Annotated in this window: 21 protein-coding genes and 2 tRNA genes; 10 read left to right on the forward strand and 13 right to left on the reverse strand. The window is 52.8% G+C overall.

All coding sequences use genetic code 11. The annotated features are described in order from the left end of the window. Positions 1 to 152: 152 nt before the first annotated feature. Positions 153 to 1,157, forward strand: coding sequence for a tryptophan--tRNA ligase (gene trpS / locus FDW88_RS11615; protein ID WP_117343048.1), 1,005 nt, complete (start codon positions 153 to 155; stop codon positions 1,155 to 1,157). Here trpS and FDW88_RS11620 read toward each other — a convergent pair. After that, positions 1,143 to 1,328 carry a hypothetical protein gene (locus tag FDW88_RS11620; protein ID WP_115258589.1) on the reverse strand — a complete coding sequence of 62 codons (186 nt, stop codon included), beginning with the start codon at positions 1,326 to 1,328 and terminating at the stop codon, positions 1,143 to 1,145. The two genes, trpS and FDW88_RS11620, sit on opposite strands and share 15 nt — an antisense overlap. Positions 1,329 to 1,525: 197 nt before the next feature. Between FDW88_RS11620 and FDW88_RS11625 the strand changes: the two genes are divergently transcribed. The 3 genes from FDW88_RS11625 (at position 1,526) to FDW88_RS11640 (ending at position 2,314) form a co-directional block, all read left to right on the forward strand. Next, entirely contained in the window at positions 1,526 to 1,909 is a 384-nt protein-coding gene (locus tag FDW88_RS11625; RefSeq protein WP_096757175.1) for a cupin domain-containing protein, read from the forward strand. 247 nt (positions 1,910 to 2,156) lie between these two features. Further along, positions 2,157 to 2,233, forward strand: a tRNA-Val gene (locus FDW88_RS11635). Positions 2,234 to 2,237: 4 nt separating this feature from the next. Beyond that, positions 2,238 to 2,314: transfer RNA gene (locus FDW88_RS11640), tRNA-Val, on the forward strand. Between the two features lie 163 nt (positions 2,315 to 2,477). On the opposite strand, the gene FDW88_RS11645 is transcribed toward FDW88_RS11640, so the two are convergent. The 3 genes from FDW88_RS11645 to FDW88_RS11655 all read right to left on the reverse strand — a co-directional run bounded on the left by FDW88_RS11645 (position 2,478) and on the right by FDW88_RS11655 (position 8,816). Further along, entirely contained in the window at positions 2,478 to 4,139 is a 1,662-nt protein-coding gene (locus tag FDW88_RS11645; RefSeq protein WP_137362588.1) for a hypothetical protein, read from the reverse strand. A gap of 75 nt (positions 4,140 to 4,214) precedes the next feature. Further along, a complete protein-coding gene (locus FDW88_RS11650; protein WP_223240221.1) occupies positions 4,215 to 4,877 on the reverse strand; it encodes a ZirU family protein in 663 nt (220 codons plus the stop codon). Positions 4,878 to 4,931: 54 nt separating this feature from the next. Continuing rightward, entirely contained in the window at positions 4,932 to 8,816 is a 3,885-nt protein-coding gene (locus tag FDW88_RS11655; RefSeq protein ID WP_137362589.1) for an inverse autotransporter beta domain-containing protein, read from the reverse strand. A gap of 545 nt (positions 8,817 to 9,361) precedes the next feature. On the opposite strand from FDW88_RS11655, the gene FDW88_RS11660 reads away from it, so the two are divergent. Continuing rightward, entirely contained in the window at positions 9,362 to 10,297 is a 936-nt protein-coding gene (locus FDW88_RS11660; protein ID WP_137362590.1) for a LysR family transcriptional regulator, read from the forward strand. A gap of 99 nt (positions 10,298 to 10,396) precedes the next feature. After that, complete coding sequence (locus FDW88_RS11665; protein WP_137362591.1) at positions 10,397 to 11,122, forward strand: substrate-binding domain-containing protein; 726 nt, start codon at positions 10,397 to 10,399, stop codon at positions 11,120 to 11,122. Here the strand turns inward: FDW88_RS11665 and FDW88_RS11670 are convergent. The 4 genes from FDW88_RS11670 to puuE all read right to left on the reverse strand — a co-directional run bounded on the left by FDW88_RS11670 (position 11,106) and on the right by puuE (position 15,353). After that, positions 11,106 to 11,858 (reverse strand): ABC transporter ATP-binding protein, encoded by a 753-nt coding sequence (locus FDW88_RS11670; protein ID WP_137362592.1) that lies wholly within the window; start codon positions 11,856 to 11,858, stop codon positions 11,106 to 11,108. The two genes, FDW88_RS11665 and FDW88_RS11670, sit on opposite strands and share 17 nt — an antisense overlap. Then, positions 11,855 to 12,859: an iron ABC transporter permease gene (locus tag FDW88_RS11675; RefSeq protein ID WP_137362593.1), complete on the reverse strand. Its 1,005-nt coding sequence runs from the start codon at positions 12,857 to 12,859 to the stop codon at positions 11,855 to 11,857. Before FDW88_RS11675 ends, FDW88_RS11670 begins: the two co-directional genes overlap by 4 nt. Beyond that, positions 12,846 to 13,901 carry an ABC transporter substrate-binding protein gene (locus tag FDW88_RS11680; protein WP_115258598.1) on the reverse strand — a complete coding sequence of 352 codons (1,056 nt, stop codon included), beginning with the start codon at positions 13,899 to 13,901 and terminating at the stop codon, positions 12,846 to 12,848. The genes FDW88_RS11675 and FDW88_RS11680 overlap by 14 nt, the downstream gene beginning before the upstream one ends. A gap of 186 nt (positions 13,902 to 14,087) precedes the next feature. Next, on the reverse strand, positions 14,088 to 15,353 hold the full coding sequence (puuE, locus tag FDW88_RS11685) for a 4-aminobutyrate transaminase (protein ID WP_115258599.1): 1,266 nt from the start codon (positions 15,351 to 15,353) through the stop codon (positions 14,088 to 14,090). A gap of 107 nt (positions 15,354 to 15,460) precedes the next feature. On the opposite strand from puuE, the gene FDW88_RS11690 reads away from it, so the two are divergent. Next, positions 15,461 to 16,936 carry a PLP-dependent aminotransferase family protein gene (locus FDW88_RS11690; RefSeq protein WP_117343040.1) on the forward strand — a complete coding sequence of 492 codons (1,476 nt, stop codon included), beginning with the start codon at positions 15,461 to 15,463 and terminating at the stop codon, positions 16,934 to 16,936. Positions 16,937 to 17,027: 91 nt separating this feature from the next. On the opposite strand, the gene FDW88_RS11695 is transcribed toward FDW88_RS11690, so the two are convergent. The 4 genes from FDW88_RS11695 to FDW88_RS11710 all read right to left on the reverse strand — a co-directional run bounded on the left by FDW88_RS11695 (position 17,028) and on the right by FDW88_RS11710 (position 22,130). Beyond that, on the reverse strand, positions 17,028 to 18,239 hold the full coding sequence (locus tag FDW88_RS11695; protein ID WP_137362594.1) for a cytochrome c: 1,212 nt from the start codon (positions 18,237 to 18,239) through the stop codon (positions 17,028 to 17,030). Positions 18,240 to 18,242: 3 nt separating this feature from the next. Then, positions 18,243 to 20,135 carry an FAD/NAD(P)-binding protein gene (locus FDW88_RS11700; RefSeq protein ID WP_137362595.1) on the reverse strand — a complete coding sequence of 631 codons (1,893 nt, stop codon included), beginning with the start codon at positions 20,133 to 20,135 and terminating at the stop codon, positions 18,243 to 18,245. An 82-nt stretch (positions 20,136 to 20,217) separates the two neighbouring features. Then, complete coding sequence (locus FDW88_RS11705) at positions 20,218 to 20,691, reverse strand: ester cyclase (RefSeq protein ID WP_117343038.1); 474 nt, start codon at positions 20,689 to 20,691, stop codon at positions 20,218 to 20,220. Between the two features lie 11 nt (positions 20,692 to 20,702). Then, a complete protein-coding gene (locus FDW88_RS11710; protein ID WP_117343037.1) occupies positions 20,703 to 22,130 on the reverse strand; it encodes an aminobutyraldehyde dehydrogenase in 1,428 nt (475 codons plus the stop codon). A 291-nt stretch (positions 22,131 to 22,421) separates the two neighbouring features. Here FDW88_RS11710 and FDW88_RS11715 point away from each other — a divergent pair, with 291 nt between their 5' ends. Both FDW88_RS11715 and FDW88_RS11720 read left to right on the forward strand, forming a co-directional pair. Then, complete coding sequence (locus FDW88_RS11715; RefSeq protein ID WP_115258605.1) at positions 22,422 to 23,147, forward strand: FadR/GntR family transcriptional regulator; 726 nt, start codon at positions 22,422 to 22,424, stop codon at positions 23,145 to 23,147. A gap of 24 nt (positions 23,148 to 23,171) precedes the next feature. Next, positions 23,172 to 23,870, forward strand: coding sequence for a cache domain-containing protein (locus FDW88_RS11720; protein ID WP_137362596.1), 699 nt, complete (start codon positions 23,172 to 23,174; stop codon positions 23,868 to 23,870). A 34-nt stretch (positions 23,871 to 23,904) separates the two neighbouring features. Here the strand turns inward: FDW88_RS11720 and FDW88_RS11725 are convergent, their stop codons facing one another. Then, on the reverse strand, positions 23,905 to 25,386 hold the full coding sequence (locus FDW88_RS11725; RefSeq protein WP_096757191.1) for an APC family permease: 1,482 nt from the start codon (positions 25,384 to 25,386) through the stop codon (positions 23,905 to 23,907). 543 nt (positions 25,387 to 25,929) lie between these two features. On the opposite strand from FDW88_RS11725, the gene FDW88_RS11730 reads away from it, so the two are divergent. Next, complete coding sequence (locus FDW88_RS11730; RefSeq protein WP_096757192.1) at positions 25,930 to 26,070, forward strand: hypothetical protein; 141 nt, start codon at positions 25,930 to 25,932, stop codon at positions 26,068 to 26,070. The last annotated feature ends 363 nt before the right edge of the window (positions 26,071 to 26,433 follow it).

Below are 26,433 nucleotides of genomic sequence, written 5' to 3' on the forward strand. Positions count from 1 at the left end.
CAAAACACGATGTAAACAGCGTTAATAACGACCTGTGGTGGCAGCCTTCTTAAAGGCGGCCAGAATGTGTTTTCCCCATTTTAAATAACCGCCGAAAGGCGGTTATTTGCATTTGAAAGACCCCTTTCGGCTTTACGGCTAAGGAGTCTGACATGAACAACAAAACCATTATTCTTACTGGCGATCGCCCAACCGGCCCATTACATCTCGGCCACTTTGTTGGCTCGCTACGCCAGCGTGTTGCCCTGCAACGTGATTATCAACAGTTTGTGCTGGTCGCGGATCTTCAGGGGCTTACCGATAACGGCAGCAATCCGCAAAAGATCCGCAATAACATCCCCGAAGTGCTCGCCGATTACCTTGCCGCGGGGATTGATCCTTCACTCACGACAATTTGCTTGCAGTCTGCTCTACCGGCGCTTGCTGAACTGACTGCGCTTTATATGAACATTGTTACCGTGGCGCGCGTAGAGCGTAACCCAACGGTAAAAAATGAAATTATGCAAAAAGGGTTCACCCGCTCTCTGCCGGTTGGTTTCCTGGTTTACCCGATCAGCCAGGCGGCAGATATTACGGCCTTCAAAGCCAACGTTGTTCCCGTCGGCGACGATCAATTACCGATGCTCGAGCAGACTAACGAAATCGTGCATAAGATGAATAGCCTGTTACCGACTCCCGTTTTACAGCATTGTAAGGCTATGTTGAGCGAAACCAGCCGCCTCCCGGGTATCGACGGCAACGCCAAAATGTCGAAATCACTTGGCAATACGTTGCTCCTTTCTGCCAGCGAAGAGGCCATTCATCGCGCGGTCAGCGCCATGTACACCGACCCTCACCATTTAAAAGTGACCGACCCGGGGCAGATAGACGGCAATATAGTGTTCACATATCTGGATGCATTTCACCCGAACAAAGCAAAAGTTGCGGAGATGAAAGCGAACTATCAACAAGGCGGGCTGGGGGATAAAACCTGTAAAAATGAGCTGGAGGTGTGTTTACAAGAACTCATTGCCCCCATGCGAGAACGCCGTGCGACCTACATACAGGATAAGGGCATGTTGATGGCGCTATTGCAAAAAGGGAGCGAGCGGGCGCACGACGTCACGCAGAAAACAGTAAGGGAAGTGAAGTGTGGGCTGGGATTACCCGTTTTCTGACACGCGCAATTTCCCGCTTCTCAGCAGCGCCATCTCTTGCTTGCAGAGCAGCACCACAGCCTGACGTCCCTTGACACGGCGGGATGTCAGAGCCCTTTTCACCGTACGGCGACTCGCGCCAGATTCCAGCATCTGAAAACACATCAGGGAGAGCGTCGGATTATTTTTCATCAAAAATTCACTTGGTTGAGTTAGCCAGTAGCGTTGCGGCAGAAAGCGGACATTTTACGCTAATCCGGGCACGGCTTAAACCCGGTCTACGGGTAGGTCCTGTTGCAGAATTTCCCATGGCGAAACCGAACAAAAAACAACCAGGCTGATATAATTGAAGAGCGGCCATGTGCGTAATCAAGCTAAGGAGGTGCGCAATGGACAAAGCAGATGTGAAATCATTCGATATACCAGATGAGGTTCGCGAGTTTGCGAATGGACGACTGGAACTTCTCAATATCGGCGGAGCCATCGTCGGACGTGCGGTGCTGGAGCCCGGCTGGCGATGGGCGACATCGATCCAGTCGATAGCGGGAACAAAGAGTTGTGAAGCCCCGCATTTTCAATACCACGTAGCCGGGGTGCTGCGGGTAAAAATGGACGATGGCAGTGAATTTGATTGCCGCCCCGGCGATCTGTCACGCATCCCTCCAGGGCACGATGCCTGGGTCGTCGGGGATGAGTCGGTGGTCATTGTTGACTTTCAGGGCATGGTCGACTGGGCCAGACATAAAGATACCGGCTGTAACGACTCGCCATAACAGCAAAAAGCCCCGGATGATCGCGACATTCGGGACTTACAGGAGTGGTTCTGATTCTCCCCCGCACGCCTGACTTGTGCACCCAAAGGATCGGGTGAATAAAAAACACGCCGTAAAATCAACAAAATATAATCAACTTGCTTAATTACTCTGCAATTGAGTGAAAACATGCAGAAAAACACCATTTCCCTCTTGCCTCATTCGGTCTGTGCCGCTAATATTCGTCCCCGTTGTCACCTACAACGTTGCGTTCATAGCTCAGTTGGTTAGAGCACCACCTTGACATGGTGGGGGTCGTTGGTTCGAGTCCAATTGAACGCACCATCTTGCGTCCGTAGCTCAGTTGGTTAGAGCACCACCTTGACATGGTGGGGGTCGGTGGTTCGAGTCCACTCGGACGCACCAAATCAATTCCCGTTGATTTGGTGCTTACTCTCTCGTCCTTATCTACACTTTCTTTTTTTCAAAAAAACACTCTTACGTAATTGCTATTCGGCCTTCAACAATTGGCTGTGGCTGCCTGCTTTCCTCACCGTCTTACAGGCAACCATCCGTTCAGAAAAACGCTTTAATTCACATCCGCTATACAGACCACGTGACTGCTTTTCCTGCTATTCGTCACTATCCCATTACTCATATTCAACGTATTTTTACTGCCCAGTTCATCTATCCAGTAAGGTGCGTTGACCCAGTTGCCACCAAAGTTGTACAACGGCCCCCACTCGCTCCACCAGCGTCCGGTTGAAGCCGCTCGCTCGCCGTTGCGGGTCGATTCCTCTGCAGTCGGCCGATGATAGCCATCATCTTGTTTACCACACCAGTCATTATTAAATCCTGTTGGATTGCCGTCAGTGATTAACCACTTCGTGACCGTGAAGGTATAAGCATAAGACCCACCGTCATTTTTCGACCGTATGGTAATGGTGGCAGTTTTCTCTGCGCCTTCAGGCCGACGGTTAAACGTCACCACACCCTTATCATCCACGCTTAACCACGAACGATCGTCATGCCAGGAATACTCCCGGTTGCTGGCAGCATTGCCATTCATGCGCAACTGGAAGCTGGCACCAACCAATCCGCTGCGAGGAAAACCGCTGTCGGTATCAAACGTGGCGCCATTGACGTGAATAGTCGTGTTCCCAGGGAGGACGTTGCTGCCGCCTGGTGCCACTTGCTCGCTGACCGTACTGACCATTGTCCCCATTACCGTGTCATAGCTTGCTGGCGTGGCTTCCACCACCAGATAGCGATTTACATCCTCTGCAACGGGGGTATAACTTTTTTCAACCGCGCCTGGAATTGCCGTTTTTCTGGCCGTTCCTGCGGCGTTATCCGCACGAAACCACTGAAAACGCGACCGGTCGGGAATAGTCTCATTCCCCTGATAAAGATAGGAAAGCGTGACATCTTCCCCTTCGCGGGGCGCCGGTATCGCTAAATTGACGATCGCCGGAAGCATGTCAGGTATACCGGTTTGCGCGCACACCACTGTCTGTCTGCTGGCGTTTGCCGCCGCGCTACTACGCCCATCGGTAAAAGCATTAATCACCGCATGGTGCGTATCATTGAGCGCGCGTGTCGTCCAGATAGCGTTACGTCCAGCAATGCCATAGGTATGCCGTAAATCGCCTTTAGAATCTTGCCCCACACGATTTGCCCGAGTGTAGGTCACAAACATATCCTGCAGATCGCCCTCATCTGGTAAACGCATGCCGTTGTTCGCACAGTGCATATACGCATCCCCCCAGCGCAGCGCTGGCGAAGCATAATGAAACGCGGCCGACAAGTCTGCTCGCGCGGGTAGCACCGGCGCGTTCGCGTTTGGGCTGACAAAAGGCGCATCCGGTCGGTCGGGATCGGAAGGTTCAATCTCAACCGGCAACACCTTAACCGTCAGGTAGCGTTTATTCTGCGCGGGGCCGGGCGTGTAAAGACGCTCATTCGCCCCTGAGATTACCTGCTCGTCGGCCAACCAGCGAAACAGGGTCTCTGATGGACTTTCCTGCAAACCATCAGGATCGTGAAATTGATACGCAATCTCCAGCGTATCTCCCTGAGCCGGATTTAATCCCGGCGCAGAGGTGTTAATCACCTGCAGTTGACCGGCCACGGGCGGGCGTCCTTTTACCGTCTCGGTCTGTGCTGTCACCGCCAGGGCTTCAGTGGCGACAAAAACAACCAGCACACCCGCGGCGCTGCGCAGAGTGAGCGCGACACTATTCAGCTTCATAGCTCAGGCAATCCGAATGAACGGCGATTATACGCAGCAGCGCTTGAACACTTCGCTGCTGCACAATGGGTGACATTAATTCACCTCGATCTGTATCTTACGTTTCTGATCCCCGGCTACCGGTTTGTAAGTCTTACCGTTCGCACCTGGAATATTTTGGTATACGCCAGAACCAATCGCGGTCTCAATCTTCCACTGATAGGTGCCAGCATCACCGGCGCTGCCGTCAGCCAGTTGTACGACGGCGCTAAGTTCAGTATCAACCTGCGGGAAGCCATTCACTGCGCCATCAATCTGTACGGCGATCGGCGTCGATGCAGAAGCCGCTGACAGCTCATTTGACGCAACTGCGATACCGGTATCCGGATCGGTTATCGTTGGATCAGTATGCGGCGTAACCAACACGGTGATCTTTTTGCCTAAATCACTCGCCGTCACGGTGTAGGTATCACTGGTGGCGCCCGAAATATCTGCCCCATCCGCCTGCCACTGAAAGGTTCTTTGCGATTCTGCATCCCCGTCCGGGTCGCTGAACGCGCCCTGCTGGCTGATGGAAATCACATCGCCAATGTCGAAGACGCCGTTGCTGTTGGTATCAGCAGAAACAATCGTGCTCTGGGTGATAACCGGCACGCGTCCTTTTACGGTATCGGTTGGATCGGACAAGACGGCCAGGGCGGGAAATGACAGGATTAACATCGCGCTACTGGCGGTTAAGGTAAAGTTTTTGCGTTTCATTTGCGTACTCAATAATAAAAAGGGATTAAGGCGTCAGCCGGGAAATTACGGGTTTCAGGGTGATTCTTGTGTTTCCACGCGCAAAGCACGTTTTTGCCATTCGCCAGACACAACATAGATACGGCCCGTCGCCTGTGGAATCGCGGTGAATTGGTTACTGCCTGCAGCGGTTTCCCCCTGCCACTGAAAATGTTCTGGCTGCTCTTCGCAGACAATTTCACCGCACATGACGACAGCGGATAAACGGTCGCCCACCTGCGGATGGGTGGTCAGCGCTTGCCCATTGCGTAGCACTTTCACCGATGATGCAAAGGGGGCAAAATTAACCGACACGTGCTCGCCGCGACGATTAATTAGCGCCACAACCTCGCTGCGTCCCGCAGCCGTGCTCGTCAGGGTCGCTGTTATCACGCCGTTCGCATCAGTCACACCCTGTGCAGAAGCACGTACGCCGTGGCTGGCCTTAAATTTCACCTGCTGCCCCGCCACAGGATTACCAAACGCATCCCTGACGGTCGCGCTGACTTTATTTTCAGCAGTGCCGTTAGCTAATGCGTTGTCCGCTATGATGCGCAGGTCGCCAGGGAAAATGGTGGCGCTGCCTTCATCAGACAGAAAGGTGAGTTCAACCTGCTGGACATGTCCGTTTAACATCACCGACACCACGGATTTTCCGGCGATGCGGTTGGTCACCATGGCAAATGCTTCGCCTTCGCTATTAGTCATCACCGAGGTGGGTACTGCCGCCCCGTTAGTCGCCACGAATCGCACCGCCTGCGCGCTGGCCGGACGCCCATCCGCATGGTGTATGGTGACCTTCACCTGATTCGCCGATCTGCCATTGGCCGGCGCATTGTCTGCCACCACCTGCGTGACGCCCTGCCCGGCCTCACCCACTTTTGGCGTGAGCGTAACGCTCACTGGAGTAACCGCAAAGTGATGGTCATTCACGTTGACAGAAATCTCGGCCACGCCCGCTGTTACGCCAGATAACGACGCTTTATACAGGCCGTTATGGTTATCCTTAGCCTGACTGATAGTCGTGCCCTCCAGAGGACTGGTGAAGGTCACTTTTTGCCCGGTAACCGGGTTACCCTGCTGATCCCTTAATAAAAAGTGAATAAATGATTCAGCATTGCCATTCGCTTCAATACGTTCAGGGACGACATTCAGTTGAGATTTCGCTGGATCCAGGCTGTCATCATCAACGGCAAAACTCGTTTCAACTTCCTCTGTGCTGCCGTTAAGTTCAACAATCACCGTGACCTCACCCGCGACCCGACTGGTCAACGACACCGAGACCTCACCGTTAGCATCGGTGGTGGCTGCTGGGGGAATATCCGCATGATTGTTCGCGTACAGTCGTACGGTTTCACCCGCAGCTGGCGTCCCATCCGCGTTAAAGGTGGTGACTTTGATGACATTCTCATCTACACCATCCGCCAGCGCATGATCGTCAAGCACCACCACAGCCTCAAGACTGACCGAATTATCATCACGTACCAGCTTGACCACCGTCGGCGCGATAGTGGTCAGAAACCCGTTAACATGCGTCCTTATTTTTGCGTTTCCGGTTGCGGTACCCGTCAATGTGGCGGTATACGTACCATCCTCCCGGTTAGTGACGTTGCCGATCGTCGTTCCGGCGAGGCTACTGGTAAATCGGACGTTTTTTTCTTTCAGTGGGTTCCCGCTGCTGTCGGTTAACTGCAGAACCAGAGTCGATTCCGCGTTACCATTGGCGGATATTCTTCCCGGCGTCGCATTTAAAGAAGATTGCTGCGGGTCGACAGGGTTACCGGTGGAGATGAGGGTAACCGGACGGCGCAAGGTCTTCGCCACGACATTTCCCTGCATAACCTGCACCACGCCTTTCCCGGCATGAATACCGCTCAACTTTGCACGATAGATACCCGGCGCGACTTCACGCACTACTGTGGAGGTGGTATTGGGCACACCGGACACCTGAAACGACACGTTCTCGAGGCCCGTTACCGGCTCGCCCTCGCTGTTATTGGCTTTGTAGGTCATTTCAGCAACATCTTCGCCATCGGCCCGAATCACCGCCGGGTTCACCAGCAACGCCGAGTACATTTCATCGACACCCGAATTCACCTGGCTATACAATACTTTCGTGCTCTGGCTCAGTTCATGCACCCTGGCCGTCGCCGTTGCCTGACCCGCAACGTGAGAGACCACGCTGTACATCGCCCGCCCAGCCGCATCGCTCATCACATCCTCAGCGGTGATACTGCCGTCGGCGAATGTCATTCCCATGGTGATATTTTTTCCGCTAACCGGTTTGCCGTCATCATCGACCAGGGTTGCGGTCACAGTAACCGGCGTTTTACCATCAGCGGGCGCACCGTTACCGGTGACCTGTAACGCATCGCCAAACGCCAGATTTACGGGTAGAACCTCAATCAGCAAGGTCTGGGCATTACTGGTATTCCCTTCGGTATCCTCTGCCATCGCAACGACGCGATACTGGTTTGCCGTCCCGTCTGAGGATGGCGAGCGTTGGTAAGGAGGCAATGTCAGTGAAAACATATTCACGCTCAGCTCGCGAAACTCTCCGCCAGACGCCAGAAACGCCGCGTTATCCCAGGTGACCTGCGCCAGCGGGTATTCACTCGTGACATCGGTCGAAATCGTATGCACCGTATATTCAGCGTCCTGAATCGCCTCTTCAGAAAGCGTCAACTGCACAAGATCCTGTGCCTGATATTCCAGAGTGATGACATTATTACGATCAACCAGGCTGTAGCGGCTACCTTCCAGCTCGCGCAGAGAGGCCACTTCATCAGGCGAAAGTTGAGATTCCAGGGTTTCACCCGGTCGCCACGCCAGCTCCATTTGCACGCTGGTGTCTCGCTCATCACCCTTTTCCATACTCTGCTCAATACCCAGCGTCATCAGTGGGAACGGCGTCCAGGTGATACCGGTCGTGAAGGCCCAGGCATTTTTCTCACGTTCGTCTTCGCCAGACAGCCCGACCTCATCGCCAAAATACTGCTCATAGATAAACTTGCCGCCAAGGTGCGGATAGTCAGGCAACCAACCTTGCACTCTGACATCAAAACCGTTCGCCGGGCGTTCGTCATAATTTTCCACGTCTTTCGAGGCCTTCCAGTCAGACAGTCTGAAATACCCGTTGGTAGCAAGTTGAAAATAGTCGCGCCACAGTTCAGCCCCAACGCCAAGGCGACGATGATCGCCACTCAAATCGGCGTCATAAAAGGTATTAAATCCCAGCATCCAGTCATGGCTGAAATGACGTACGCCCACGCCAACGTTCAGCGTATTACGGTCGTCCTGATTCTGATAACCCAGTTGGGTGAATAAGACATTCGTCTGTGTTTCATATACCGGCACCAGCCAATCTACGCTGCTATCATCAAGGGAAAACTGTTCGCCGACATTCAACTGCGCCCGTACCGTGCCAAACTGCCCTAACCAGCCAGTGACTGTTTCATTCGCTTTACTGTTAATTTCCGAACGGACCAGACCGCTGGCCGCTTGTGCCGCATCGCCGTTTTCCAGAATATTCGCCAGGCCCGAAGCACCGCTGGCAAGGCGTTTAACCCCGGCGTCGTTTTCCTGTTCCTGGTGTAGCTTGTCACTCGCGCCTGCCGCCTTATTCCCACCGGAGGCTGAGGCCGGAATATCAAGCTCATCACCCTGATCTAATTGTTCAAACGGTTTGTTAAATGTTCTGAATTGGTTGAAATAGCGCAGTTGGGTGGTCGTCAGACCTAAGCGTTCGGCAACGGAATCCGTCGTTTCTTCGGCCTGAAGCACATATACGACAGAAGGTCGTGCAAGTAATTCGCTTTGCCATTGCGACGATTGAGGTTCGCTTGTTATTGTTGCCAGTACCGGCGTCGTAATGATCGACAGGTGTACAATCAGGCAAAGCCATGCAGTTCTTTCGATCATAATAAGTGTGCGACTTTTACAGAGGGCTCAGGGTTTAATTTGTAATAAAAGTGAATAAAACGTTATTCATTCGGTAAAATTTGCTTAAGTATTAACTCGTTATCCCTGAATCCAGCCTGTGACCATAAATTTGCGCGGTATTCTAGTCAGATTCACCTCATGCGTCTCGCAAACAATGTGCATAACATTATGCGTAATAGATATAATGCGTTACCTACACTCCTGCAGTAACCTTAAAATGGGTAGAAACAGGCTTTATCTACCGCCCACCCATTATCAAAATAGTCATGAACCCCGTAACAACACGTTTATTCATTGTAATTTTCGCATTTTGCTTTTTTGTTTTCTTACACAAACCATGCTATCTTTTAATGGATAAGAATTGGTTAAAATATTATTGTGCAACCGTTTAAAAGGTATGTTCACGTAACATGCCTGCGCTATTTTTGTTGGCTGGACTGTATACATTCAATTTCAAAAGACACTGGCCGAAGCCGTGCGGGAATGTATACAGATAATATTCACAAGGCATATCTGAGGTCTCAGTGGTCCAGAAAATCAGCTTTAACGATAACGAACTCCGTATCCTTTATGAACTTTCGTGTACCCGTAGTTTGAGTCTGGCTGCGGAAACGCTAAAAATTGCGCAACCCAATATCAGTAGAACCTTACAACAACTGGAGGACCGTTTTGGATTCTCCGTGTTCGATCGCTCTTGTCGGCCGATAAAATTGACCCGTTTCGGTGAAGAGCTTCTCCCCTACGTCAAAAAACACATGAAGTCATGTGAAGATATCCAGAAGTTTACAATGGCCTATAAGCTGGCGTCTGATGGGTTTGTCAGGATCCATGCCCCTACCGGTCAGCTGTTATTTATCTCCAAGTACGTCATTCCTGGGTTGAAAGCGCAGCATCCGGAAATTAAATTAATGCTGACCACCAGTAACCTCAGCAACGCTGAATTTACCCTTGGCGTCCCTTTTAGTGATGACTGCGACATCTTGTTTACGCATTCATTGCCCGACAATGACGAACTTATTGCGCGAAATATCGCATCGATTCCGGCCAATATATATGGCACCCGCGACATGATTGCGAGATATCCGATCCACTCCATTGAAGATTATGGACACAGTCCCTGTATACTTTTTTTCTCACATATGGAAGACAATCATAACATCTGGTATATAAATGACGACTCACGTAAAGAAATAAGAAAGATAATCATTAGCGGTGATTTTTCCTGCGATAACTCGTATGCCGCAATCGAACTTGCCAAAGCGGGTCTTGGTTATTTATTTATGCCCGAGTTGATCATTAAAGAAACAGATATCGACGGTCTGGTCCCTACACTTCCTGATAACTTCTCCACCCATCTGGATCTGTTTGTGATTTACAGTAAAAAGACCCAGCAGCCTTTCCGGGTACAGCTAATCATTAATTCAATTGTTAATATCTTAAAAAAATTATTACCCAGATAATTATTGCCATTTGCATCGAATAGTTGGTCATATACAATATGATGACGTTTAAGATGTCTGTCATTCATTTCGGATCTCGAATTCAGGACTCGCTACATTATGTCATGCCCCATCACGCTCTTCGCTGCTGGCAGTTTACGGCTGGCCTTTACCCCGCTGATAAACCAGTTCACGTCTCTAAGCGGAATTGACGTTTGTGTGGAATACGGCCCGGCCGGATTATTACGCGAACGTATAGAAGCCGGTGAACCTTGTTCCTTATTTGCCTCGGCCAATCGTGCACATCCGCAGCAGTTGCTGGCCAGCGGTAGGGCACTGTCCGCGCATACCTTTTGCTGGAACCAACTGAGCCTCACCACCCGCAAAACCGGCGAATGGCTGGAGTTACTGCGAGATCCAACCCTGCGTATTGGCACCTCAACCCCCGGCTGTGACCCTTCCGGGGATTATACCTGGGCATTATTCGACAGCCTCGATGTGCTCGAACCCGGCCTTGGACAGCGCCTGCGCGAACGCGCTATTCCCCTTGTCGGTGGCCGTGACACGGTTAAGGTGCCAAATGGCGAACTGGCCAGCGCGTGGATTATTCGCCAGGGCCTGGCGGATTTGTTTATTGGCTACACGCACTATGCAACAGCACTTGCCGGGCAGCCCGATATTCGCTGCGTAACAATCCCCACGGACCATAACATTCGCTGTGAATACCAGCTGGCGGTGCTCGAGGCGTCTAAAAACGTCAAAGCGCTGGTTGATTTTATCCTCGCGCGCGACGGACAAACATGTTTGGCCAGCGCCGGTTTTAAAACACTTAACGATGAATGGTAAACAGCGGCGCGATAAACGGCGTCGGATGCGGGTCCACGCTAAATTTTCGCAGCGGTAAACCGTACGCCTGGAACAAATTATCTTCCGTCACAATCTCCTGCGTTGGCCCCGCCAGCCATCTCCCCTGCGGCAACAACAGCAGCGTATGACTGGCTATCTGTAGTGCATGCTGCGGATCGTGCGTTGTAAAGAGAATGCTGCAGCCCTGGCTATACGCCAGATCGCTGATAAGCTGCAGCACCACCTGCTGATTGGCTAAATCCAGCGCGGAACAGGGTTCATCAAGCAACAGCGTTTGACAATCCGTGACCAACGCCCGGGCGATCATTACCAACTGTTGCTGCCCGCCGGAAAGTGAACAAAAGGTACAGGACGCAAGATGCGCAATATTGAGCTGCTCCAGCGCCTGCATCGCCCGCTTTTTATCCTGCTGGCCCGGTTGAGCAAATAACTTTACATGCTGCGCGCGGCCCATCAGCACGACATCGCTAACGGTGTAGGGAAACGGTAAGCGCGTATGCTGCGCCACAATACCAATTCCCCCCTCACTTTGTATGTTTCCACCCAACAACGGCAGCGTACCGGTCAGCGTATCCAGCAACGTGCTCTTCCCCAAACCGTTACGCCCGAGCACGGCCCAGATATTGCCTTTCTCACAGCGGAACGTGAGCGGCGCAAACAACGGCATCCGGTAGCCATACTCCAACTGATCGACGTTAAGTGCGGCAGATATCATCGTATCCCCCGTCGGCTGGACTGAATCAGCAAAAAGGCAAACAGCGGCGCACCGAGCAAGGCGGTGATGATCCCCAGAGGAATTTCCGTAGGTAGCAGCGTGCGGGCAATATCATCCACCACAATCATAAAACAGCCGCCCAGCCAGAAAGCACAGGGGAGTAACCGACGGTGATCAACGCCTACCAGCAGGCGGGCCAGATGCGGGATCACCAGACCCACCCAGGCAATACTGCCGCTGACGGAGACCTGCGCCGCAACCAGCAATGCGCAGCACAGCAACACGCTGCGCCGCAGCGGAACCACCGCCACCCCGAGCGCTTTGGCGTCTTTATCGTTGAGTGATAACAGGTTGATTCGCCAGCGCAACTGGTACAACAGCATGGCCGCAATGCCGACCGGCACCGCCAGCAGCCACACTTTATGCCAGTTGGCGGTCGCAAAACTGCCCAACAGCCAGAATACAATGCTGGGTAACGTCTCTTCGGTATCGGCCTGGTATTGAATCAGGCTCACCAGCGCGGCAAAAAAACCACTCAAAATAATGCCCGAGAGGATCAGCACCAGCGTGTTTTCCAGCCCCTGTAGCGCGGCAATGGCATATACCAGAATCAACGCCGCCAGACCAAAGAAAAACGTCGACCCCATCATCAGGAACGGATCAAGCCCAAGCAAAATCGCCAGCGTGCCACCAAATGCTGAGCCAGAGGTCACCCCAATAATATGCGGGTCCACCAGCGGATTATGAAACACGCCTTGCAGCGTAGCCCCACATAACCCCAGCGCGCCGCCCGCCAGCAGTGCCATCAAAATACGCGGGAGTCTGACGGTCCAGACGACCTGGTGCGCCATACCCTGCGAGTCTGCGTAATGGCTCAACAGTGAGAACACATCGCGCAGCGACAGCGGATATTGCCCCACACACAGTGAACCAACACCCAGCAGTAGCACCACGGTAATCAGTATCGGTTGCAGGGGGAAAGCGCGATTACTTAGCGGCATCGGACTGCCAGTTCACGCGGTAAAAACGATGGTAGTAATCCTGTGCCTGCGCATCAACATCGATGTTTTTATAGGCATCCGGATAGAGTTTTTTTGCCATCCACAATTCACCCAGCGCCAGCGCTTCCGGCATCGGATATCCCCAGGCTTTGGCGTATTCCGGCATCAGCCAGACGCGATGATTTTTTACCGCATCGATGTTCTGCCAGTTGGGATCGTTTAGGATCTCCGTCACCACCTGCGGGTAGCGGTCCTGGACAAAAATCACCTGCGGGTTCCACGCTAACACCTGCTCCAGCGAAACCTGCCGCGCGCCTTTAACGCTCGCCGCAGCCACGTTTAGCCCTCCGGCATGCTGCATCATCAGGCCCGTGTACTTTCCGGCACCGTAAGTCATGAGATCGGGGTTGGCCATATAGATACGGACTTTTTGCGCCTGTGCAATCGCCGCCACCGGCGCATTGAATTTAGCCCTGGCCGAAAAAACGTAGTCGATCAGCGTTTCAGCCTGCGGTTTACGTCCCACCACGTCGGCAATCAGGCGAATCCCCTGCTTTAAGCCTTCGTTGTAGACCTGCTCTTCGTCAGCCATAGTCGGGTTCATTTTGTTCTGCTGGCCAGCAGCATCCTGACGTAATGAGATAGCCACCACCGGAATCCCGGCATTCTGAATCTGCTGAATCATTTCGGCAGGTGCATAGTTGGCAACAAACACCACTTGCGGGTGGGTAGCCAGCAGGCTTTCAATATTCACGCTGGTGAGATCGCCCGGCGTCGGCAGGGTCGTAATCGTCGGCATAAAGCGGGCGAACGCCGGTCCAAGCTGTTTTTTCCAGCTCGACATCACGCCGACAATGTCCTGCGTGGCATCCAGTTGAACCAGAATATTCAGCGTCTGGTGTTGTAACACCACCACCTTATTGACGCTATCGGGGATCGTGACCTGGCGGCCAAGCTGATCGGTTATCGTGCGGTCTGCCTGCGCCGAAAACGCAAACAACATGCTGGCGCATACCAGCAAAAATGAACGAAGAGTTAACATAGATACCATCTGGACAGGAGAAAAATCGATATATATTAAATTATATAACGAGGTATCTGGCAACGCATTTCCAATAAATCAGGTAACTCTACCGATGAAGATCAATTGACGTTGAGAAACCGACAGGAACAAAAAAGCCGACGATGTGTACCACCGTCGGCCAGGGTTGACGCTATACGCGCACTATCACGATTTAGTGACGGATTTAATAATTTCCAGCGCTTTTACGAACTGATCCTGCGGAATGGTCAGCGGGTAAAGGAAACGGATCACGTTGCCGTACTGGCCGCAGGTAAGCAGCAGCAGCCCCTGCTCAAGGGCTTTCTTCTGTACGCGTTGCGCCGTGGCCGCAGAAGGCTCTCCGGTGCTGGCATCACAAAACTCAGCGGCAATCATCGATCCTAACCCACGCACTTCGGCAAGTTCCGGACACCACGCACGGGCATCGGTCAGCGTGGCACGCAGTTGTTCACCCAGCGCCGCTGCTCGCTGGCACAGTTGCTCATCATGAATGATATCAAGCACCGCGTGAGCGGCCGCCACGGCGAGCGGGTTACCGGCATAGGTACCGCCCAGACCACCCGGTGCAGGGGCATCCATAATTTCGGCTTTGCCGACCACGCCAGACAGCGGCATACCGCCCGCCAGGCTTTTCGCCATGGTCATCAGATCGGCTTTGTGGGCGTAATGGTCCATGGCAAAAAGCTCGCCGGTGCGGGCAAAACCACTCTGGACTTCATCGGCAATCATCACAATACCGTGCTCATCGCAGATGCGACGAATAGCGGCAACGAATTCAGGTGGGGCCACCACAAAGCCCCCTTCACCCTGGACGGGTTCGAAGATAATCGCTGCGACCTGGCTGGCGTCGATATCAGCTTTAAACAGACGCTCGATGGCTTTTATCGAATCTGCGGTGGTGATGCCCTGCAACTCAGAAGGATACGGTGCGTGGTAAACCGATCCCGGGAACGGCCCGAAGCCTTTTTTATACGGTGCGACCTTGCCGGTCAGCGCCATCGTCATATAGGTACGGCCATGAAATCCCCCGCCAAACGCGATCACGCCGGGACGGCCGGTGTGCGCGCGGGCAATTTTAACCGCGTTTTCGACGGCTTCTGCGCCGGTGGTAAAGAACGTGGTTTTACGCAAACCGTCAATCGGCGCGGCCGCATTGATTTTCTCCGCCAGCGAGACGTAGCTTTCGTACGGGACAATCTGATAGGCCGTGTGGGTAAAGGCTTGAAGTTGCGCTTCAACCGCCTGCACCATACGAGGATGACGGTGTCCGGTATTCAGGACGGCAATCCCGGCAGCAAAATCAATATATTGATTGCCTTCGATATCGGTAATGGTGCTGTTTTCTGCCGACTGGGCGAAAAAGTCACACATTACGCCCACGCCACGCGGGGTTGCATCCAGACGACGTTGTTGCAGGTTTTTATTGTTCATTCTCTACACCTTGTCCATAAACACATTCAGGGTTGAATTACCCTTTAAATCTAGACGCCATCTGGTACTTTAATCGAGAGCCAAATCGTTTTATTTTAAGGATCCAAATGCGTTCACTTGCCGGAGATGTGATCAAGCATGCATTTAGCCAGCAAACCGACGAGAAACTGCACCGGCGTTTGTATGCCGCCATCTGCAGCTGCATTCTTGAAGGCAGCTTGAAACCCGCCACCCGTATGCCACCTTCGCGCGATCTGGCGGGCGAACTGGCGTTATCGCGCAATACCGTCTTGCGAGTGTATGAGCAACTGCAGGCCGAAGGGTATATTTCTGCACGTACCAGCAGCGGCACGTTTGTCACCGATAGCGTGCTGGACAACCTCGCGCAACGGCCCGATAAAAAAAACGCGCCCCCCGCACAGGAAGACCGCGCCAGCCTGTCCGCCCGCTGCCTGGAGCTGCTCGGTAATGCCAGCGCCAGCCCACGCCAGTGGGGGGCGTTTATTCCTGGCGTTCCGGATGTGCAACATTTCCCCCACCGCACGCTTAAAAAAATTCAGGACCGGCTGGCAAGACGCCTGCGCCCGGAGTTTCTCACCTATGATGCGGCGGGTGGCGACGGTGAACTAAAAGAAGCGCTGGCGGACTATTTGCGTACCGCGCGCGGCGTCAGGTGTGCTCCTGAACAGATACTGATCACCGAAGGCATTCACCAGGCGTTGGATCTGGTGACCCGCACCCTGTGTAACCCTGGCGATAACGCCTGGATTGAAGAGCCAGGCTATTGGGGAATCAAAAATATTCTGCGCATCAACGCGGTTAACTTCTCGGCGATGGCGGTTGATGAACAGGGCATGGTACCGCCAGTGTCGTCAGCGGTGTCCCCGAAGCTGATTTTTGTGACACCGTCACATCAGTATCCGCTGGGGTCGGTGATGAGCCTGAGCCGGCGACGGCAGTTACTGTTTCGCGCACGTGAAACACGCAGTTGGATCGTGGAAGATGACTACGACAGCGAGTTTCGCTTTTCGGGGCAGCCTATTCCTTCACTGCAAGGACTGGAGGAAGAAAGTCCAGTTATCTACATCGGCACATTCAGCAAAACGCTCTATCCTGCCCTCCGACTCGGGTATGTTGTGCTGCCCAAACCGCTCGCTGCACCGCTGAAGAAAGTTCATAACGACCTCTATCGCGGCGGACACCTTTTGATTCAGGCCGCGCTGGCAGAGTTTATCCGCGAAGGCTACTACGCCGCGCATATCCGTAAAATGCGCCAACTGTACAGCCGCCGTCGTCAGACGCTGGTGGACCTGATCGCCACGCAACTCGGAGAGGATTATCTGGGACCGTTCAACAGTAACGCCGGGCTGCATCTGATATTACAATTGCCAGCCCATGCCGACGACAGCATGATTGCACAGCTGGCGAATACGCAGGGGTTATTGGTACGACCGCTGTCACGTTACTACGTCAACGAAGAGAAACGCAGCGGTCTGTTGCTGGGTTTTGCCAGTATTGAAGAACATGAGATGGCCGCGGCGTTTTCCCGGTTGGCGGGCATTATCAAGGCAAACGTAGGATAAACGTTGCCGGATGGCGTCACTAACGCGTCTTATCCGACCTACAATACGGTTTTTATAGGTCGGATAAGCGCAGCGCCATCAGGCATAACGCTTAGTGTGTAGCTGGTTTAAGTCCGGCAAGCTCCTCCTGACTGACCTCGCCATTGCCTTCACCCCAACTTTTTCGTACATAGTTGATCACATCGCGCATCTCAACTTCGGTCAGCAATCCGTTATACGCTGGCATCTTAAACGACACGTTGCCCCGTGTGGTCGGCGTTTCCGCGCCCTGCGAAATCACCCTGAACAGCGGGGTCGGATCGTCAACCATCACCAGTGGATTGTGGATCAGTGACGGCGCGTTGTTATCCGTGCCCTTGCCTTCCAGACCGTGACAGGTCGAGCAATAACGGTTGTAGACCTCTTTTCCCGCCTGCGGTGAATTCGACCAGGACGCCGTGGTGGTGCCCGCTCGTGTCGTCTCCGGTTTGGCGTTTTTCAGGCTCCGCAGATACTGTGCAATCGCTGCGGCATCTTCATCCGTCAGGTATTGCGTACTCTCACTGACGACTTCAGCCATTGAACCCGAAACCGCAGCATGCTTGCTTTTACCGGTCAGTAACAGCGACGTTAACTCCTGCTCAGACATCCCGGTGCCCCGAAGGGACGGCGCATACCAGCCGTCAATCATCGCCCCGCTCAGGTACTGTGCATCGGCATGAGTATAGGCTTTCTCATTCATCGCCATTCCCCTCGGGGTATGGCAGGAGCCACAGTGGCCAGGTCCTTCAACCAGATAAGCTCCGCGCTGGATCCGCGCGGCACTGGCATCGGTACTGTTGCTGCCTACCGCAGCCGTTGCAGGAGCGTCGGTAAAGAGCCAGTTCCAGATATGCAGCGGCCAGCGGGCTGAAATCAGCCAGGGGATCTCATTCTCTTTATTTGCTGTCGCAGACGGCGTGACATCATGCATAAAGTAGCGATACAGCGCCTGGACATCTTCGTCGGAGAGCTTTGCGTAAGACGGATATGGCATGGCCGGGTAAAGCGGATGGCCATCTTTGGCAATGCCCTGACGCACCGCTTTTTCAAAATCCTCGTAGGAATAGTTACCGATGCCGTGGGTTTTGTCCGGCGTGATATTTGTCGAGAAAATATCACCGACCGGCGTGGGAAACTTTTTGCCCCCTGCCATCGCGTCCCCACCCTCAGCGGTGTGACAGGCTACACAGTCTGAAATTCTGGCGATGTACTCACCGTGAGAGTCCGCGGCGGAAACCGTCGCGCTAAACAAACAGGCGACAAGAACGGTTACATTACGCATAGATCACCTCATACCCTTGAGTTCGTTAACCGCCCGCAATGCCTGATCGATCGCCGCATGTGCATACGCGCTCCAGTCGGCATCAGAGTTAGCAATCGCAATTCGGCCGATGGGCTGGCGTGCCCGCTCAACAACCTTCTCCATTTCATCCATGTCGTCGAACAGCGGGTTGGCGTAATAGGCATAGCCATGTGCCCAGCGGTTAACCGTAATAGCCGCGATATCACGTTGATTGTCAAAGCCTGTCGAGCCAAACATCTCCTGCAACTGGCCACGGATCATCTCTTCATGCGCAGCAAACGTGGTCCCCAGCAGATAGGCCCGTCCCAGGCGGAATTGTTCTCTCGCCGGTAGGTTACTGCCCGGATAGGTTGGCACATAGACCATATGAATCACCATCGGATCGTCCGGGGTCGCTGGGTGCTGATAGCCGCCAATGCTGACTGGATAGTCGAGCTTAATGCGGCTGTACGGCGCAGCTGGGGAATAAAACTCATGTACGCCGAGTTGCTTAAACGCCTGCCAGTTTTTCACCACTACGTTGGTGTACACCAGCGGCGCCTTTACGTTCAGCTTGAGGTCTGCCTGCTGTTGTTTCGGCATTTCCGGCACCAGGTACGGGATCATCATATTATAACCCGCCATGATGGCGTTTTTTGCGTGCACACGATGCAATTTGCCGTCACGCAGATAGGTTACGGCCACGCCGCCCGGCACGTTGGCCGCATTAATCACGCTACTGTTGAGGCGCAAACGCGTGGTATTTTCCGGCAGATCCAGCTTTTCGTAATGCAATCTGGCGAGGACGGAATCCTCCATGGTGGTCCCCGGCAAGGCATCCGGGAGCATATATCTGACCATTATTCGTGCCAGTCCCGCGTTGCCATCGGGGAAGTGATAAACATACGGCTCTTCGAGGTCGGCCAGTGACTCGCCGTCCAGCGGCGGCAGACCTAACGCTTCCATGCCCGGTAAGGCGCATGCCCGGGCATCGCTACAGGAAATGCCCTCAATGCCGATAGCAAAGAAATCGTTGGAGCGCTGCTGGAAATAGAGCAGTGCCATTTTGCTTAAACCGACTTTCGTGGCCAGAAATTCACTGTAGCTGTGGGTATCCAGCCAGCTACTTTTCTCCTCGACCGTCATGCCCGGAAGGTAGTCGCCAGGGCGTACATGCAGATCGATAAGCGCTTTTCGGTCGCTCTCACTCAACGGAAAATCATTGATAAATTCTTCAATCTTACGACCGTTGAGCCGGTCCGGTGGAATATCGTCGGAAACCGCGCGTCCCGGATCGCCGCTGACGATTTTGGTCTCGCCAAAATTCTTTTTGTCGAAAAAGACGCCGCGACTGAGCTGCCAGTCTGGATAGAAGTTGACGTCAAAACTCTCTTTGAGCTTGGTGGCGCTCACGCCGAGTGTTTCCATCAGCTTTTGTACGTCCGGGCTGAAATTATGCGCTGGCGACTGAAACGACTCACTGCCGCCATAGCCGATCAGTTTTTTTCCGGCTGTGCTAAATTCGTTACGTTTGGCGTGGCCGCCAAAATCATCATGGTTGTCGAGGATCAGAACCTTGCTGTTTTGCCCGACAAGTTGCCGCCAGAAACATCCGGCCGCCAGCCCGCTAATGCCGCCACCAACCACCACCAGGTCGTACTCTTCCTCGACCGGAAGCGCCGTTAAATCAAATTTTTTCTGTTCCCGGCCCAGCGCGTGAGCCATTTCAAACGAGCCCGGATGGTTACCACGCAGCCCCGTCAGGCTGGGAGGGTAATAACTTCCATCGATAAATTCATGTTCTTTTCCTGCCGCTCTGACCATATCCAGAGGGGTCAGCCCCGCGGCGATGGTGACCGCCACACCGTTGAGAAAATCACGTCGGGTAATTGCCATTAACTTGTCCTTTTGCCACGCACACACTGCCCTAAACACAGCACAAATGAGAGGGTCCCCCTCTCACAAGGGGGACCACCGACTACTTCACTGGCTTGAGTTCTTCATCCAGTTTTTTAGAATCATAATAATCACCCTGCCAGGTGATTTTTCCTGCCTTAACATGAATATAGCTGACGCCTTCAAATTTGATCGGATTATTTGTCGGCGGACTTCCTGCCCATTCGCCGCTATTTTTACCCGAGAACTCCCAACGAAATGCCACGGTATCTTCGTCATAGACGGGTTTGCCGACCATTTTCCAGTTCAGATCCGGGACCGCCTTAATGAATGCTCCAATCACCTCTTTCTCGGCTTTTTCCCTGCCAGTTATCGGCTCCCCGGCGGCGGCATCGTAATAGACCGCGTCGTCGGCCAGATACTGCGCTGCGAGCGGCGCGTTATGCGCATTCCAGGCCGCCATATACGCTTTTACGGTGTTCAGCGGGGAGCTGTCTGCCAGACTAAACCCCGAGAACATCACCAGCGACAGCGCAGCTATTTTTAATGTTTTCATCGTATTACCCGCTATTCAGAAATATCGCACATGATATGTTTCACTCGGGTGTACTCATCGAGTGAATAAGAGGAGAGATCTTTACCGTAGCCGGATTTCTTGAACCCGCCGTGCGGCATTTCCGCACACAGTGGAATATGGTTGTTGATCCACACCGTGCCAAAATCGAGGTCAATGCAAAAACGCTGTGCGCGGCCGTGGTTACCGGTCCAGACGCTTGCGGCCAGGCCGTATTCCACATCATTGGCTTTGTGCAACGCGTCTTCGTCAGTCGAAAAGGACTGAATCGCCATTACCGGACCAAACACTTCATGTTGAATGGCTTCGTCGTGCTGATGCAGACCGGAGATAATGGTTGGCTCAAAGTAGAAGCCCGGTCCGGGCCCTGCTCTGCCACCCGTTTCAATTTTTGCATGCGCAGGCAGACGCGCAATAAAACCTTGCACCTGCTCCAGTTGGTTCCGGCTATTCAACGCGCCATATAGCGCATCCCTATCCTGCGGGGGACCAAATTTGATGCTTTTTGTTTTCTGGATCAATTTTTCCAAAAACTCAGCATAAACGGACTGCTCGACGAGAATTCGCGTGGCGGCAGTACAATCTTGCCCGGCATTGAAAAAGCCGGCGGTAGCGATCGTCTCAATCGCCCTGTCGATATTCGCGTCGGCAAATACCACGGCGGGCGCTTTACCGCCCAACTCCAAATGGGCTTTGGTCAGGTTTGCCGCCGCCGACGCGGCCACCTGTAGACCCGCACGTACCGAGCCAGTAATCGAAACCAGTGAGGCCGTCGGGTTCGACACCACCAGCGAACCGGTTTTGGCTTTCCCTAATACCACATTAAACGCCCCTTTCGGGAACAGCGGCGCGGCCAGCTCAGCCAGCAGCAGCGTGCTGACCGGCGTGGTGTCACTCGGTTTAAGCACCACCGTATTGCCTGCCGCCAGCGCAGGGGCTATCTTCCACACCGCCATCATAAACGGGTAATTCCACGGCGTGACTTGCCCCACAATACCCAGCGGTTCGCGACGAATGGTTGAGGTGAACCCGGCAGAATATTCACCGGCAGCCTTCCCTTCAAGGCAGCGCGCGGCACCGGCAAAAAATCGAATGGCGTCGCAGGAGGCCGCGATCTCTTCTTTCTCAATAAAATGGCGCAGCTGTCCAGTTTCCTGACTCTGGGCGTTAACCAGTCGCTCTACATTGCGTTCGATTTCATCAGCCAGCGCCAGAAGCGCTTTTTGCCGCTGTGCGGGCGTCGATTTCTTCCAGATACTGAACGCGGCAGCGGCGGCCGAGTAGGCCAGATCGACTTCTGCTGCCCCACCATTGGGCGATAACGCGTATGTTTCACCGTCCACCGGGCTGACCAGCTCAAACGCGTCTTCGGTACTGCCCGCCACGTAGTGTCCGTTAATAAAATGCTTCAGGGTTTTCATGACTGTCTCCTGCCCGTTAATACATAAAGAATCTTATGTAATATATATATTGTAAAATTTTTTCAAATGCGCAACATTGACAGTATGATAAACGTCGCATTTTTAACTTAAATTTTACATTTTCGCGGTAAGGTTATTCATCGTCATTTGACGCTAACGGGACACACATCCGCCTGTGCAACGGTTTTGTGCATGGGCAGGTAAAATAACGCGACCATTCTGACCTTCCTTGCCTGACAGGCTTGTGTTAGAAAGGGTTGTTGTTTCAGGGAATTGAGTGCAGAAAAGATTATGATTACTCATGCGGTCATATTTGCGCCTATCGGGCAGGTCAGTCGTTCCGACCAGATTGTGCAGCGCCTTTCAAACGCCATCATTACGGGATTACTCGAGCCAAAAGAGCAACTGCCCAACGAAACCGACCTGGCAAAGATGATGGGCGTCTCACATATCACCATCAGAGAAGCACTCAACACGCTTCGGGCTAATAATCTTATCCATACGGTTCGTGGCCGAAATGGCGGCAGCTTCGTTTGCGAAAATATTGATGGCAAAAATAGCGTCCTGCATCCGTTTAAATCGATTGGCACCGATTACCTTTCCGACTTAGGCGAAATGCATTGCGCCATTATCAGCCACAGCGCCAGGCTGGCCTCCCGGCGCATGACCAATGCGGATATCGCTAAATTTCGCGAGTTTGTTGAGGTGTTAAGAAAGGCTGATTCACCCGAATTAATGACTCAGGCCGATATGCGTTGCCTGCTGGCGATCGCCGCCAGTTCGCATTCAGCGCGGCTGGCGAACCAGGAATTGCAGGTGCAGGCGGAATGGGCTTCGCTGGTCGCTATACTCTATCGTTCTGGCACTATTCACGCCGAGATCATTGCGCTCTATTCGGCGCTGGCCGATGCGCTGGCCGCGCATAATGAGACGGAATCGGTGCAGTTTGCCACCCAGATTATCGATACCTGTACCTATTATCTTATTGAAAAAAAGCTGAAATATAACGCGAACTGACCATCAGTGAAGGCAGGAAAGACCATGAGCTCTTCGACATCCCTTAGCGCATTAATCCGTAAAATTGATGATATTACTGTCTCTACCATAGAGTCTACCGTTGCGCTGGCGAGGAGCATCCACGAGGCGATTGCCGGTGTACAAAAAGGCTCGGCAGAGGTGGTCCTCGACCCGGCAGTGAGAGCCACTGTTCAGCAGCACATTAAACACACGCTGAATCACAATCACTATTGCTCGGGTGCCGGATTCGCCAGCCATATTGAGAATACGCCAACCCGCAACGAGTATTGGCTGCTGGAGTGGTGGTATAAGAAAGATAACGGTCTGAGTCAGGCGCATCTGGATTTAGATCAGGCCACCCAACAGCGGCTGGATTTCAGAACCTTCGAGTGGTTTAAGCATTCTCCTCCTGCAGGTGAAGCCTATATTCACGGGCCTTACGTCGACTATATCTGCAACATTTCTTACACACTGACCTCGGCGGTGCCCGTTTACTACCATGACCAGTTTCTTGGCGTCGCCGCTGTCGATCTGCTGGTTAGCCAGATCGAGGCAGAACTGCTCTCCTGCCCCCAACCTGACTATGTCATTCTGACCAATCTGGAAAACCGGATTATCTTTTCCAGTTGGCCGCGCTGTCGCGTGGGAGAATTACTGTCACCGACGAATACCCGTATTGTGTATCAGAGCGACTACTTCATTCTTTACCACTATCAACACTAAGGGGATAGGCTCTAAGGGCCCGAAGGCCCTTTGTTTAATTATCCTGCCCCATATTGAGCTTGTTTGCGTAGGCTATCGCATCATTTTCCGGTGCCGCAGAGCGACCAAACGGACGCGTCAGGAACATGTAGATAAGCCCCGAACCCACCACAATCGCCAGGCCAAACAGCACCGTCCAGCGGTCGATGAAATCACTGCTGTCAGCGGGTTGGGCCAGCAGCCAAATCCCGCATAACCCGTAAGCTAACGCCAGCACGTTAACCAGAGTCCCCCAACCACCGATGGTCCACTCACCCGCCGGTTTCCAGCCTTTCAGGCGCTGTCGCAGCGCTGCCAGCACGACCATCTGGAAGGAAATATAGATACCGATAACGGCAAACGCGGTAATGCGCGACAGATTATCGGGCTGGAAATAGACCCAAACACAGATAATCACCGGCAGTAAGCAACTGACCACCATGGCATTATCGGGAACACCATTTTTAGAGATTTTGGACATCCACTCGCTTCCCGGCAGCATTCTGTCACGGGAGAAAGAGAAGATAAGGCGGCTCAGCGCAGCCTGGAGAGACAGAATACACGACAGCATGGCGATAATCGCGACGATGATAAAGACCGTCGCGCCGGTTTCCCCCAGGGCCTCATTGAGGATAGCCGGGATCGGATCGGCCGTTTTACCGTTGACAATACTGACCAGATTCGGCGAAGCCAGCAGATACCCCATGACGGAAATAATGGCCGAGATCGCACCAAACACGATACTCAGGATCATCGCAATCGGGATTTTTTTGCTTGGGTTCTTCACCTCTTCCGCAACGTTGCCGCAGGCTTCAAAGCCAAAGAACATAAACAGGCCCATCAGCGCGGCAGACATAAAGGCGGTGGAGTAGCTCCCGTCCTGGGCCAGCACGCCCATTGAATCAAATATCACCGAGAATGGCTGTGAACGGTGGAATATCAGCAGGTAAATCCCCAGCGCAATCACGCTGACGATCTCACACCAGAAACCAATTTTGGCGACCCGGGCAAGATTCTTTGTCCCGGACATATTCACCGCCATCATCAAGAGCAGCAGCACCACGGATGTCAGCAGCATGGTGGCCGGAGTCTGACCATAGTGGAATAATGACTCGACGAAGGTTGAGGTGTATTCCGCGATTGAGGTGATGGTCACCACCAGCGCCCACAGGTAAATCCAGGCGGCGATCCACGCATATTTTTTCCCCCACAACCTTCTGGCCCAGGGATACAGCCCTCCGGTAATCGGATACTGAGACGCCACTTCGCCAAACACCAGCGCAACCAGAAGCTGCCCACAGGCGACGATTAAAATCCACCATACCGCCGGTGGCCCTGCCAGCGTTACGGCAAGCGCAAACAGCGAATACACGGCGGTGAGTGGCGACAGGTAGGTAAAACCCAGCGCAAAGTTAGAGATAAGTCCGATCGAACGGTTGAACTGCTCTTTGCCATCTTTTTGAAAATTATCGTTTTTATTATCAGGTATCTGTTCCATATCTCTTTCTCTTTTGTGGAATAGTCACAGGGGTTAACGATTAATGTATAAAAGATATTAAGTTATATGTATAGTGATTTTGTCATGATATTGTTAAAAATGATCGCTCACCACGTTCCTGAATAAACAGGCTTGCCGCATGATTGCGAAACATATTATTAACATCTTGGCGAGTTGTGACGGGTTCAAAAACGGACACAAAAGAGGTGGTTAGCGAGGACCGCCGCGCACCGGAGCGGTGTTTCAGTTCAGGGGCGCGGCGTTGGCGTGCATGTCAGGTTATCGGTTCGGACAACACCGACAAACCGAACTGTTCAATAAAGCGATCGACTGTATTTCTATCCTCATCCGTTAAGGCCCAGCCGGGTTTTCGACAATACTCATCCTGAGCGCCGCCAACCGACATCTGTGGACCACGCTACCGGAAAAATACGCACATCTGATTTGATAGTCGCCTCTAAATCGCAAGAATCGCTGCTGTTCAGCAACATTTTTGCAATATAATAAGGGGGATGTTAAACGCTGAACCTGAACAGGTGACTGATGGAAATTGATCTCGATAATCTGGTCTTTGATGGGCTCGATGAAGCGCAAGAGCGCAATGCGGAACGTCTGGAAGATGCAGACAAAAAAGCACAGGAAATGATTGCGGATAATGACTGCGGCGATGCCTGCAAAATCTAATCCCTGAACCGGCGTAATGCCGGTTTTTTTTATCTCCAGTCTGCGTGTATAGCGCAATGCTTCAATCAGCGGTGCAAAGGCAGCGGTGTGCTGTTTGCGGCTGGGATAATACAAATAATAACCCGTACACGCAGCGCCTGGCCGTCTTTGAGATAATAGAGATCGTTAAAATTATCACGCAGCATGACTGGCCCCAATCCCACATCGATTATCGGTACAAGCCCGCATGGAAATACAGTAGCGTTTCTGGATAATTTGCATTGTATTTACCAATTGTTAACAGCTATTTCACTAATATCATTTTGTATATAGATAAGAATTTTTTCTTATTTTGGGTAATGACTCCAACTTATTGATAGTGTT

It is taken from the genome of Citrobacter sp. wls829 (assembly GCF_005280825.1).
Lineage (GTDB): Bacteria > Pseudomonadota > Gammaproteobacteria > Enterobacterales > Enterobacteriaceae > Citrobacter > Citrobacter gillenii.